Source organism: Streptomyces sp. NPDC002044, from assembly GCF_040296725.1.
Lineage (GTDB): Bacteria > Actinomycetota > Actinomycetes > Streptomycetales > Streptomycetaceae > Streptomyces > Streptomyces antarcticus.
In genome coordinates, this window is record NZ_JBEOXU010000045.1 from 1 (window position 1) to 12,132 (window position 12,132).

Sequence of the window (12,132 nt, forward strand, 5' to 3'; positions counted from 1 at the left end):
GGTGGGGGTGGACTGCCGTGTGGGGGTGCGGCGGTCACGGCACACAGACTCGGGGCAGGAGGTGTCCACTTTCCAGGCCGTGGGGAGTTGGTGGCCCCTGCCGATGGTCCCCGCCGCCACCGCGCACCTCCAGGCCAAGGTCGACGCCGCCCGGGCCGGCGGCCGCACCACCACCGTCTGGCTGTTCGACGCCGCCATCGCCACCGACGCGGGCCTCGTCCTCGGCGCCGTCCTCCTCTTCGGGGTCTTCTACGAGGTGCTGCCCACCGCGCGCTGGGGCCGCACCCCGGGCAAGAAGCTGCTCGGCGTACGCGTCCTGGCCACCGGCACGCTGCGGCCGCCCACCTTCGGCGCCGCGCTGCTCCGCTGGCTGGTGTACGCCTTCCTCGGGCTCCCCGGCAGCCTCTGGTGCCTGGTGGACGGTCCGCGCCGACGGGCCTGGCACGACAGGGCGGCGGGCACGTACGTGGCGCGCTGAGCCGCCCGGGGCCCCGCGTACCCCGAACGGACGCGGTCCCGTTGCGGGGGTCCCTGAGCCGGGTTCGACTCGGGCCATGAGTACCGACCAGCCGCCGCAGGGCCAGCCGCCCGAGGACGACCCGTTCCTCAAGAAGCCCCAGGAACCGACGCCTCCGTCGGGCGGTTCGCCGTACGGCTCACCGCCCCCCGGAAGCGGCGGCCACCCGCCGCCCCCGCCCCCCGGAGGCCCGGGGGGCGGCGGCGGATACGGGGGCTACCCGCCTCCGCCCCCGCCGTACGGAAGCGGCGGCGATCCCTACGGCGGAGGCGGCGGCATGCCCGATCCGCTCGCCGGGATGCCCCCGCTCGCCGACATCGGCAAGCGGCTCGCCGCCCGCGTCATCGACGTGGTCATCGTGGCGATCCCGCTGTTCCTGATCCAGCTGGCGTTCGGCACGAACCGCTACACGGTCGAGACGGATCAGGGCGAGGACATCTCCGAGGTCATCACCAAGTCCTACAGCGGCAGTGGCCTGATCATGACCCTGATCTCGATCCTCGCCTACGTCGGCTACGACTGGTTCTTCACCAAGAAGAACGGCCAGACGATCGGCAAGAAGACGATGGGCCTGCGCGTCGCGATGCTCAACGACGGCAGCGTCCCCCAGTCCGGTCCGGCCCTGTCCCGTGCCGCCGTCCTCTGGCTGCCGACGCTGATCTGCTGCTTCTGCCTGTGGCCGATCGCGCTGATCATCTCGATCCTCGTGGACAAGCCGTACAAGCAGGGCCTGCACGACAAGGTCGCCAAGACCGTGGTGGTCAGGTCCGCTTAGGGCGGCCGGCACGGCAGCACGAGAGCACGGCGGCACGCGCCGCGACGGCGCGCGGCACGAAGCGGGCGGTCTCCCTCCGGGGAGGCCGCCCGCGGCGCGTTCCGGGCGCCGGCCGGGTGCGGCAACGGTCAGTGGTGCACGGGGTGTTCGGACGCGGCTGCCCTGGGCTCGGGCACCCGGGCGGCCACCGCCGGACGGGCCGCGTGGCGGCCGCGGCGTTTCGGTACGGGCACGGTCAGTGCGACGAGCAGGCCCAGGGCGAGGGCGGCCGCGGAGATGACCCCGACCCCGAACCCCGTGCTGGTCTGCGAGAGCAGCAGCATGGCGATCGTCGACACGATGACGGTGGCGGACCCGTAGGCAAGCTGTGCGGCAGTCGGACGCGGCATGGTGATATCCGTCCTCAGGGAGGGGAGGGGGAGTCGGCTCAACAAGGTCGCGCGTCAAGAGACTCTACGACGGGAGATGCCCGTGGGGAACCGGCAGTAAGCGTGACCTAACCCACGGTGCCGGAGCACGGGGGGCGCACGGGATCATTTCGTGTGCCCCGACGCGGCCTGAACGGGGCGGGAAACTGGCCGGAATGGGGCAGACGTGCCGTCGGGAAGCACCCTTCGCCCCGTATGGCTGCGGAACGTCCGAATAGCGGAACTCATTGCCCGCATAGTGCAGTTGTAACGAACAAGTCAAGGACTGTCTTTTCTCGCGTCTCTCCGGTCAAATGTCGTCACTTGAGACGCGCGCCGCGCGGAACCCCCCGCTCCTATGGAGAAGTTCCGACCTACGTCGCGGCCGCGGGAGGGGAACGACATCAAGTGACCAGCAACTCCGTCAGACGACGCGCGCTGCGCGCCGCTGCCGTCACCGTGACCATGGCCGCCTGCGCGACCAGCGTCACCTTCTTCAGCGTGAGTGCCGCCCAGGCCGATCCCAGCCCGGTCGCCGCTCCGGCCGCCGACCGGCAGGACCCGACCGCCCCGGCCAAGGTGGCCGAGCACAACCTCAAGGGCCCGTTCAGCGAGCAGCAGGCGCAGCAGCGCAAGGCCGCCCTGGACCAGGTGCTGACCGGCAAGAAGGACGTCGAGCAGCGCGGCGCCTCCAAGGTCGTCAAGCTCGACGAGAAGAAGTACGTCGAGCTGGGCCGGGAGAAGACCGACAAGATCTTCACGATCCTCGTGGAGTTCGGCGACCAGGTCGACAGCACGACCATGCACGACCCGGACGGCCCGGGCCCCAAGCCCGAGGCGCCCAAGTACGGCGGCACCCCCGGTCCCATGCACAACACGATCGCCCAGCCGGACCGGAAGCTGGACAACAGCACCGCCTGGCGCAAGGACTTCAGCCGCAGCTACTTCCAGGACCTGTACTTCGGTACCGGCAAGGGCAAGGACTCGCTGAAGACCTACTACGAGAAGACCTCCTCGGGCCGTTACTCGGTCGAGGGCGAGGTCTCCGACTGGGTGAAGGTCCCGTACAACGAGGCCCGTTACGGCTCCAACTACTGCGGCCAGACCAACTGCTCCAACGTGTGGGACACCGTCAAGGACGGCGTCCTCGCGTGGACGGAGGCGCAGAAGAAGGCCGGGAAGACCGACGCGCAGATCAAGGCGCAGCTGGCCCAGTACGACCTCTGGGACCGCTACGACTTCGACGGCGACGGCAACTTCAACGAGCCCGACGGCTACATCGACCACTTCCAGATCGTCCACGCGGGCGAGGACGAGTCGGCCGGCGGCGGCGTGCAGGGCACCTCCGCGCTGTGGGCCCACCGCTGGTACGCCTACGGCACCAGCGCGGGCAAGACCGGCCCGGCGAACAACAAGGCCGGCGGCGCCCAGATCGGTGACACCGGCATCTGGGTCGGCGACTACACGATGCAGCCGGAGAACGGCGGCCTCGGCGTCTTCGCGCACGAGTACGGCCACGACCTGGGCCTGCCGGACCTCTACGACACCTCCGGTGGCGGCGAGAACGGCGTCGGTTTCTGGTCCCTGATGTCGGCGGGCTCCTGGCTCGGCAAGGGCAAGGACTCCATAGGCGACCTCCCGGGCGACATGACCGCCTGGGACAAGCTCCAGCTGGGCTGGCTGAACTACGACAAGGCGAAGGCCGCGACGAAGTCCACCCACAAGCTGGGCGTCTCCGCGTACAACACCAAGGACAAGCAGGCGCTGGTCGTCGAGCTGCCGAAGAAGAAGGTCCAGACCGACGTCGTCGCTCCCGCCGAGGGCTCCTCGCAGTGGTGGAGCAACATGGGTGACGACCTCAAGAACACCCTCACCCGCTCGGTCGACCTGACCGGCAAGAAGTCCGCCGCCCTGTCCCTCAAGGGCTGGTGGGACATCGAGGCCGAGTACGACTACCTCTACACCGAGGTGTCCACCGACGGCGGCGCCAACTGGACCGCCCTCGCGGGCACGGCCGACGGCGTGGCCCTCCCGGCCGACGCGGGCGGCAGCCCCTCGCTGACCGGTGCCTCGGGTGCCTGGAAGTCGCTGAACTTCCCGCTCGACGCCTACGCGGGCAAGAAGGTCGACCTCCGCTTCCGTTACCAGACGGACGGCGGCGCGGGCGGCAAGGGCTTCACGGCCGATGCCGTCAACATCACCGCGGACGGCTCCACCGTCTTCGCCGACGGCGCCGAGAACGGCGACAACGGCTGGACCGGCAAGGGCTTCTCCCGCATCGGTGCCGGCTTCACCAAGGAGTACGCGCAGTACTACCTGGCCGAGAACCGCCGCTACGTGTCGTACGACTCCACCCTCAAGGTGGGCCCGTACAACTTCGGCTTCGGCAACACCCGTCCGGACTGGGTCGAGCACTACCCGTACCAGGACGGTCTGCTGATCTGGCAGTGGGACACCTCCCAGAAGGACAACAACACCAGCCAGCACCCGGGCCAGGGTCTGATCCTGCCGATCGACGCCAACGCCAAGCCCATGAAGTGGGCGGACGGCACGCTGCTGCGGAACAAGATCCAGCCGTACGACGCGACGTTCAGCGCCTACTCGACGGACGCGTTCACGCTGCACAAGAACGGCGAGGAGCTCTTCGTCAAGCCGAAGCCCACGAACCTGGTCTTCGACGACCGCAAGGGCAAGTACTTCTACGACGAGAACCCGACCGGCTCCGTGAAGGTCACTGACACCAACACGAAGATCAAGATCCTGAAGGAGCCCTACGACGGTCTCCAGATGACGGTCGAAGTGGGTCCCTCCAAGTAGTTTCTCAGCCAAACCGCAGGTCAAAGCATGATCGGCCGTCGCCCTCTAGCGGGCGGCGGCCGTTCGCGTTTAGATGCACGGGCTGAGTTTTCTTATTGACGGGGGAGCTGAAGATCATGCCCGGTGGAGGTTTCGTCAGATTGCCAGGCGGCAGCGTGGTGGTCGCGCTCACGCTGCCGAGGCCGTCATCCGGCGACGGCGGCGACAGTGGGAGCGTCCGCGTGCTGGTGCACGCCGCGAACCGGGCCCGCGCCCTGACCAGGCTGCGGAACCTCGGAATGCGCGCGGTGTACCTGCGGGGCAACGCCCAGCCCCCGACCCCGGACGAGGTCACGGCCGTCCTGCACCACCCGGACGGCCTGCTGTGGCGCTGCGCCCCCGACGTGGCGGAGGAGCTCTGGCACCCGATCCGGGCCCTGCTGGGGCGCTAGAGCCGCAGCCGGCCCGGGCTCCCGGCCGGGGTCAGCCTCCGGCCAGCTCCACCCCGGCCGCGCGGAGCTCGTCCAGGGCGCGGGCGGTGGTGTGCGGGGCGACGGCGGCCGTCAGGTCGAGCAGGACGCGGGTGGTGAAGCCGGCACGGGCCGCGTCGAGGGCGGTGGCCCTCACGCAGTGGTCGGTGGCGATGCCGACCACGTCGACCTCGGTCACGTTCCGGTCCCGCAGCCAGCGGTCGAGCGTGACGCCGTTCTCGTCGGCGCCCTCGAACCCGCTGTACGCGGCCTCGTAGGCGCCCTTGTCGAAGACGGCGGCGACGGCTCCGGACGCCACGGCGGGCGCGAAGTTCGGGTGGAAGCCGACGCCCTCGGTCCCCGCGACGCAGTGCACGGGCCAGGACGTCTCGAAGTCGGGCAGGGCCGGGGGGTGCGCGAAGTGGGCGCCGGGGTCGATGTGGTGGTCGCGGGTGGCGACGACGTGTCGGTAGCCGGGCGTGGCCTGGCCTATCAGCTCGGTGATGGCGGCGGCGACGTCGGCCCCGCCGGTGACCGCGAGGCTGCCGCCTTCGCAGAAGTCGTTCTGTACGTCGACGACGATCAGTGCGCGGTGCATGGCGCGTGCCCTTCGGTTCGTGGTGGTGTGCGGGGCCGGGGCCCGCGAGGCTCCTCCCCCGCCCCGCCCCTTCCCGAAACCGGGGCCCCGACCCGCCCGGCGGGCCCCCGGCCCCGGCGCGAGGCCGGACGTACGCGGGGGGTCGGACCTACGCGGCGGGTCAGACGTACTCGGTGGGGAGCACGGCCTCGCCCCGGGAGAGCTGCGTCGCGGACAGCGGCAGACCGGCCAGAACCGATTGGTGGCGGTCGCGGGCGGTCTCCAGCGGCTCGCGCGCGATCACCTCGCCCGCCTTGACCAGCTGGGTCAGCAGCTGGTGGTCGGCCAGCGCCGCCGGCACCGGTCCCAGGCCCACGACCTCCGCCTCGGCGACGCCCTCGGCGTCGACCCGGCGGGCCGCCCACTTGCGGCCGCCCACGGAGGTCTTGCCGCCCGAGGACTTCTTCGCCACCGGGGCCAGCGCCGCCTTCGGGTCCGCCGAGGCCGCCCGCGCCACCAGCTTGTAGACCATCGAGCACGTGGGGTGGCCGCTGCCCGTCACCAGCTGCGTGCCGACCCCGTACGCGTCCACCGGCGCCGCCGCCAGCGAGGCGATGGCGTACTCGTCCAGGTCCGAGGTGACCACGATCTTCGTCGCGGTGGCCCCCAGCTCGTCCAGCTGCTGGCGGACCCGGTGGGCCACCAGCAGCAGGTCGCCGGAGTCGATGCGCACCGCGCCCAGGTCCGTCCCGGCGATGTCGACGGCCGTGCGGACGGCCTCGGCGACGTCGTAGGTGTCCACCAGCAGCGTCGTGCCCCGGCCCAGCGAGGCGACCTGCGCGGTGAACGCGTCGCGCTCGCTGTCGTGGACCAGGGTGAAGGCGTGGGCGCTGGTGCCGACCGTGGGGATGCCGTACCGGAAGCCGGCCGCCAGGTCCGAGGTCGAGGTGAAGCCGCCCACGTAGGCGGCCCGCGCCGCGGCCACCGCCGCCAGTTCGTGCGTGCGCCGGGCGCCCATCTCGATCAGCGGGCGCGCGCCCGCCGCCGAGGACATCCGGGAGGCGGCCGCGGCGATGGCCGAGTCGTGGTTCAGGATCGACAGGATCACGGTCTCCAGCAGCACGCACTCGGCGAAGCTGCCCTCGACGCGCAGGACGGGGGAGCCGGGGAAGTAGACCTCGCCCTCCGGGTAGCCCCAGATGTCGCCGGAGAAGCGGTAGGAGGCCAGCCAGTCGAGCGTCCGCATGTCGACGACGGCCCGCTCGCGCAGGAACTCCAGCACGGCGCCGTCGAAGCGGAAGTTCTCCACCGCGTCCAGCACCCGGCCGGTGCCGGCGACGACCCCGTAGCGGCGCCCCTCGGGCAACCGCCGGGTGAAGGCATCGAAGACCGAACGGCGGTCGGCGGTGCCGTTGGCCAGGGCGGCCTGCAGCATCGTGAGCTCGTAATGGTCCGTGAAGAGCGCTGTCGACGGCACGTCCACCGGCAGGCCCAGGTCCGCAGGGTTCATGGCTGGGATGCTAGCGCACATTTCGTCAGAGTGACGAGATGTACGGCCCGTTTGTGCGACCGGCCCCCGGCAGTGGCAGCATGGGACGAGTGAGTGTTGCTCCTGTAGAGATCGAACGCACCGAATCGGCCGAAGAGACCTTCGCGGTCCCCGAACCCGACGTCCCCTGGGTGACCCTGGTGCACAACGACCCGGTCAACCTCATGAGCTACGTGGCGTACGTGTTCCAGGCGTACTTCGCCTACTCCAAGGACAAGGCGCACAAGCTGATGCTGGACGTCCACCACAAGGGGCGGGCGGTCGTCTCCAGCGGCACCCGCGAGGAAATGGAGCGCGACGTGCAGGCCATGCACGGCTACGGCCTGTGGGCGACCCTGACGCAGGACCGCGGCTGATGGGGGGCACGTTCGAGACCCGCGAGGACGGCGGCTCCGCCATCGCGCTCGACGAGATCGAGATCTCCATCCTGCGCTCGCTGGCCGTCCAGCTCCTGGAGCTGATCGGCCCCGGCGCCCCGGAGCCCGCCGAGGACGCCGACCCGCTGGCCGCGCTGTTCGCCGAGGGCCCTTCCGAGCCCCCGTCGGACCCGGCGCTGGCCCGGCTCTTCCCCGACGCGTACGGGGCTCCCGGCGGAGCCGCCGAGGCGGGCGTGGACGCGGCCGAGCTGACGGCCCGGGCGGCGGAGTTCCGCCGGTTCACCGAGAACGACCTGCGCGCCCGCAAACGCGAGGACGCGCTCGCCGTCGTCCGCAGCCTGGACGGACTCACCCCGGCGGGTGACGGGGCGGCGGTGCTGGAACTGGCGGGGGAACTGCCGCTGCGCTGGCTCGGGGCGCTCAACGACCTGCGCCTGACGATCGCGGCCCGGCTGGACATCACCGAGGACGACGAGAGCGCGGTGCTGTTCCGGCTGCCGGACGACGATCCGCGCAAGCCGATGGTGATGGCGTACCTGTGGCTCGGCGGGCTTCAGGAGACCCTCATCGAGACCCTCTGAGGCTCCGGGGGGCCGCCCCGGCCTCCGGGACCCCCGGAACATCCTCAATTCATCCTCAACGGTGCGCAGCGTTCGCTCAGCGGACGCTCAAATCCGGATAACGATCAGATCACCGCCATGCGGTGATCTGACGTGTTTCGGGGTCCATGTCCTGAATTTCCCGTGGCCCGTGTCACATCCGCCTGCCTCGATCCCCCGTAAGCCCGTGATAAATCTTCACGACCGCCGCCGGGACGCCACCCATGTCCCGCGGCCTGCTTGAACCGGCGGACCGCCGGCGTGCAACTCCATCCGTATCCGGGGGGATCGAGGACCCGATCCGCAGCCTGTAGAGGGCGCGGGTCGGCGTGGAGAAAGGCGCACCAGACATGACCTCTGTGCAGGTCGAGCAGCACGGCAAGACGCCCGGCGAGGGCACGCGGGGCGAGGGCGACGGTGAGGGTTACCACCGCGCGCTCGGGGCCCGCCAGATCCAGATGATCGCGATCGGCGGGGCCATCGGCACCGGCCTGTTCCTGGGAGCGGGCAAGGCCATCTCCAAGGCCGGCCCGAGCCTGATCCTGGCCTACGCCATCGCGGGCCTGGTCATCTTCTTCATCATGCGGGCCCTGGGCGAGCTCCTCATGTACCGCCCCGTCTCCGGTTCCTTCTCGGACTACGCCCGCGAGTTCCTGGGCCCGTTCTGGGGATACGCGACCGGCTGGACGTACTGGCTGTTCTGGGTGGTCACCGGCATCACCGAGGTCACCGCGGCCGCGAAGTACATGTCGTACTGGACCGACGACAGTTTCCCGCAATGGGCGTACGCGCTGATCTTCACGGTCATTCTCTACGGCGCCAACCTGATCTCCGTGAAGCTCTTCGGCGAGCTCGAGTTCTGGTTCTCCATGGTCAAGGTCACCGCCATCGTCGGCATGATCCTGATCTGCGCCGGCATCCTCACCATCGGCTTCTCCGACGCCGCCGCGACCGCGTCCGTCTCCAACCTCTGGAACGACGGCGGGTTCTTCCCCAAGGGCATCGGCGGCACGCTGATGACCCTGCAGATCGTGATGTTCGCCTTCCTCGCGGTCGAGCTGGTCGGCGTCACCGCCGGCGAGTCCAAGGACCCCGAGAAGACCCTCCCCAAGGCCATCAACACCGTGCCGTGGCGCATCGCCGTCTTCTACGTCGGCGCGCTCGTCATGATCCTGTCGGTCGTCCCGTGGACGCACTTCCAGCCCGGCGTCTCGCCCTTCGTCGCCGCCTTCGAGCGCATGGGCCTCGGCGTCGGCGCCGCGATCGTCAACTTCGTCGTCCTGACCGCCGCCCTGTCGTCCTGCAACTCGGGCATGTACTCCACCGGCCGCATGCTGCGCGACCTCGCGCTCAACGGCCAGGGCCCGAAGATGTTCACCCGGCTCACCAAGAGCGGCACCCCGCTCATCGGCACCACCTTCTCCGCCGCGCTGATGCTGGTGGGCGTCTGGATCAACTACGTCGCGCCGGGCAAGGCTTTCGACTACGTCGTCTCCTTCGCCACCATCTCCGGCATGTGGGCCTGGATCATGATCCTGGTCTGCCAGATCAAGTACCGCGCCAAGGCCGACCGCGGCGAACTGCCCCGGTCGCCCTTCCGGGCCCCCGGCGCCCCGTGGACCAGCTGGTTCTCCCTGCTGTTCATCGGCATGGTCATCGTCATGATGGGCGTCGACAAGGACTCCCGGGTCTCGCTGTACTGCGCCCCGCTGTGGGGCCTGCTGCTCGGCGTCTCCTACCTGGTGCTGAAGTCCCGCAACCCGCAGGGCGCCGCCTTCAACAAGGTCTCGCGGCCCGCGCCGGTCACAGCGTCCGCCGCGTCCGCCGCGTCCTCCGAGTCCGCCGAGTCCACGCCGTCCTCGTAGCCGCACCGCCGACCGTGGGTCCCGGCCGCCTGCCGCGGCCGGGAACCACCCTCCCGGCACCCCGCCCCCAGGGCGGCGTGTCCATCATTCGGGCCCTCCCGTACCGCCCCTCGGTACAGGAGGGCCCGTCTGCTTATCCTGTCGCTCATGCTGACCCTCACCCAGGCCCTCTACGACCAGATCGTCGGGCACGCCCGCCAGGACCACCCCGACGAGGCCTGCGGCATCGTGGCCGGGCCGGCCGGCACCGACCGCCCCGAGCGGTTCGTCCCGATGCTCAACGCGGCCCGCTCGCCCACGTTCTACGAGTTCGACTCGAAGGACCTGCTGAAGCTCTACCGCGAGCTGGACGACCGCGACGAGGACCCGGTGATCGTCTACCACTCGCACACCGCGACCGAGGCATACCCCTCGCGCACCGACGTCACCTACGCGAACGAGCCCGGCGCCCACTACGTCCTGGTCTCGACGGCGGACGAGGACGGCCTCGGAGAGTTCCAGTTCCGCTCGTACCGCATCGTCGACGGAGTGATCACCGAAGAGGAAGTGCGGGTCGTAACGGCCTACTGACCAGTATGTGAGCCGTCGGCGTCCACGATGCGGGATCACACTCCAAGCCGCCGGTCGGGAATCGTTAACATGACCGCATGGTTTCCCACGACGTGAGCATCGAGACGCCCGGCAGGCTGCTGCTCGTGGCGCGGCTGCACGTCGACCTGTGCCGTCTCGCCAGTGCCATCTGTCCTGCTGCCTGAGCACCACGCACCACACCGCCCCGTCGCGCGGGGGCACGAGAACCGCGCGCCCCGCATCGCCGCCCCACGCCCCCCGCACGATCTCTCAGATCCTCACGACACAGGAGCCCGCCATGGCCATCGAGGTCCGCATCCCGACCATCCTCCGCACCTACACCGACGGCGAGAAGGCCGTGTCGGGCCAGGGCGCCACCCTGTCCGAGCTGTTCTCCGACCTGGAGACCCGGCACAAGGGCATCGAGGAGCGCATCGTCGACGGCGGCAAGCTGCGCCGCTTCGTGAACGTCTACCTCAACGACGAGGACGTCCGCTTCCTGGACGGCATCTCGACCTCCCTCAAGGACGGCGACAGCGTCACCATCCTCCCGGCCGTGGCCGGCGGATCGAAGTAATGCGCTACGACTCCCCGCTGGCCGCGGTCGGCAACACGCCGCTGGTCCGGCTGCCCCGGCTGTCGCCCTCGGAGCAGGTGCGCGTCTGGGCCAAGCTGGAGGACCGCAACCCGACCGGCTCGATCAAGGACCGCCCCGCGCTCCACATGGTCGAGCAGGCCGAGAAGGACGGCCGGCTGTCCCCCGGCTGCACCATCCTGGAGCCCACCTCGGGCAACACCGGGATCTCCCTGGCGATGGCGGCCAAGCTCAAGGGCTACCGCATCGTCTGCGTGATGCCGGAGAACACCTCGCAGGAGCGCCGGGACCTTCTGAGGATGTGGGGAGCCGAGATCATCCCGTCGCCGGCGGCGGGCGGTTCCAACACCGCGGTCCGGGTGGCCAAGGAACTGGCGGCCGAGCACCCGGACTGGGTGATGCTCTACCAGTACGGCAACCCGGACAACGCGGGCGCGCACTACGCCACGACCGGCCCGGAGATCCTCGCCGACCTCCCGTCGATCACCCACTTCGTGGCGGGCCTGGGTACGACCGGCACCCTGATGGGCGTCGGCCGCTACCTGCGCGAGCACGTCGAGGGCATCAAGATCGTCGCGGCCGAGCCGCGGTACGACGACCTGGTCTACGGCCTGCGCAACCTCGACGAGGGCTTCGTCCCGGAACTGTACGACGCCTCCGTGCTGACCACCCGCTTCTCGGTGGGCTCGGCGGACGCCGTCACCCGCACCCGGGAGCTGCTCCAGCAGGAGGGCATCTTCGCGGGCGTCTCGACGGGCGCGGCCCTGCACGCGGCGATCGGCGTCGGCCGCAAGGCGGTGGCCGCGGGCGAGACGGCGGACATCGTGTTCGTCGTGGCCGACGGGGGCTGGAAGTACCTGTCCACCGGCGTGTACACGGCCGCGACGACGGAGGAGGCCATCGAGGCGCTCCAGGGCCAGCTCTGGGCCTGACGCCTCGCGCCTCGCGGCGGGCCGGGCGGTACAGGCGGGCCGGGCGGTTCCCTGTCCTCGCTCCGGGACGCGTCTCGGCGGGGGTGGGGCTCAGGCCCCCGGG

Annotated in this window: 14 protein-coding genes; 11 read left to right on the forward strand and 3 right to left on the reverse strand. The window is 70.4% G+C overall.

Annotated features, from left to right (window positions below; all coding sequences use genetic code 11):
- Window positions 1-61 precede the first annotated feature (61 nt).
- Window positions 62-478 carry an RDD family protein gene (locus tag ABT106_RS14210; protein WP_351276436.1) on the forward strand — a complete coding sequence of 139 codons (417 nt, stop codon included), beginning with the start codon at window positions 62-64 and terminating at the stop codon, window positions 476-478.
- A gap of 76 nt (window positions 479-554) precedes the next feature.
- On the forward strand, window positions 555-1,292 hold the full coding sequence (locus ABT106_RS14215; protein WP_351276438.1) for an RDD family protein: 738 nt from the start codon (window positions 555-557) through the stop codon (window positions 1,290-1,292).
- Between the two features lie 128 nt (window positions 1,293-1,420).
- On the opposite strand, the gene ABT106_RS14220 is transcribed toward ABT106_RS14215, so the two are convergent.
- A complete protein-coding gene (locus tag ABT106_RS14220; RefSeq protein ID WP_351276440.1) occupies window positions 1,421-1,681 on the reverse strand; it encodes a hypothetical protein in 261 nt (86 codons plus the stop codon).
- 483 nt (window positions 1,682-2,164) lie between these two features.
- On the opposite strand from ABT106_RS14220, the gene ABT106_RS14225 reads away from it, so the two are divergent.
- Together ABT106_RS14225 and ABT106_RS14230 are read left to right on the forward strand one after the other, a co-directional pair.
- Window positions 2,165-4,516, forward strand: a complete 2,352-nt coding sequence (locus ABT106_RS14225; protein WP_351276513.1) for an immune inhibitor A domain-containing protein — start codon at window positions 2,165-2,167, stop codon at window positions 4,514-4,516.
- Window positions 4,517-4,632: 116 nt separating this feature from the next.
- A complete protein-coding gene (locus tag ABT106_RS14230) occupies window positions 4,633-4,947 on the forward strand; it encodes a hypothetical protein (protein WP_351276442.1) in 315 nt (104 codons plus the stop codon).
- Between the two features lie 31 nt (window positions 4,948-4,978).
- On the opposite strand, the gene ABT106_RS14235 is transcribed toward ABT106_RS14230, so the two are convergent.
- Together ABT106_RS14235 and ABT106_RS14240 are read right to left on the reverse strand one after the other, a co-directional pair.
- Window positions 4,979-5,563: an isochorismatase family protein gene (locus ABT106_RS14235; RefSeq protein ID WP_351276444.1), complete on the reverse strand. Its 585-nt coding sequence runs from the start codon at window positions 5,561-5,563 to the stop codon at window positions 4,979-4,981.
- Between the two features lie 160 nt (window positions 5,564-5,723).
- Window positions 5,724-7,052, reverse strand: coding sequence for a nicotinate phosphoribosyltransferase (locus ABT106_RS14240; RefSeq protein ID WP_351276446.1), 1,329 nt, complete (start codon window positions 7,050-7,052; stop codon window positions 5,724-5,726).
- An 80-nt stretch (window positions 7,053-7,132) separates the two neighbouring features.
- Between ABT106_RS14240 and clpS the strand changes: the two genes are divergently transcribed.
- The 7 genes from clpS (at window position 7,133) to ABT106_RS14275 (ending at window position 12,029) form a co-directional block, all read left to right on the forward strand.
- Window positions 7,133-7,447 (forward strand): ATP-dependent Clp protease adapter ClpS, encoded by a 315-nt coding sequence (clpS, locus tag ABT106_RS14245; protein ID WP_267841727.1) that lies wholly within the window; start codon window positions 7,133-7,135, stop codon window positions 7,445-7,447.
- Complete coding sequence (locus tag ABT106_RS14250) at window positions 7,447-8,049, forward strand: DUF2017 domain-containing protein (RefSeq protein WP_351276448.1); 603 nt, start codon at window positions 7,447-7,449, stop codon at window positions 8,047-8,049. The genes clpS and ABT106_RS14250 overlap by 1 nt, the downstream gene beginning before the upstream one ends.
- Before the next feature lie 368 nt (window positions 8,050-8,417).
- A complete protein-coding gene (locus ABT106_RS14255; protein WP_351276450.1) occupies window positions 8,418-9,932 on the forward strand; it encodes an amino acid permease in 1,515 nt (504 codons plus the stop codon).
- A 147-nt stretch (window positions 9,933-10,079) separates the two neighbouring features.
- Window positions 10,080-10,502, forward strand: a complete 423-nt coding sequence (locus ABT106_RS14260; protein ID WP_351276452.1) for a M67 family metallopeptidase — start codon at window positions 10,080-10,082, stop codon at window positions 10,500-10,502.
- A 77-nt stretch (window positions 10,503-10,579) separates the two neighbouring features.
- Window positions 10,580-10,687 (forward strand): putative leader peptide, encoded by a 108-nt coding sequence (locus ABT106_RS14265; protein WP_311736929.1) that lies wholly within the window; start codon window positions 10,580-10,582, stop codon window positions 10,685-10,687.
- A 113-nt stretch (window positions 10,688-10,800) separates the two neighbouring features.
- Complete coding sequence (locus ABT106_RS14270; protein ID WP_351276455.1) at window positions 10,801-11,079, forward strand: MoaD/ThiS family protein; 279 nt, start codon at window positions 10,801-10,803, stop codon at window positions 11,077-11,079.
- Window positions 11,079-12,029 carry a PLP-dependent cysteine synthase family protein gene (locus ABT106_RS14275; protein WP_351276457.1) on the forward strand — a complete coding sequence of 317 codons (951 nt, stop codon included), beginning with the start codon at window positions 11,079-11,081 and terminating at the stop codon, window positions 12,027-12,029. The genes ABT106_RS14270 and ABT106_RS14275 overlap by 1 nt, the downstream gene beginning before the upstream one ends.
- The last annotated feature ends 103 nt before the right edge of the window (window positions 12,030-12,132 follow it).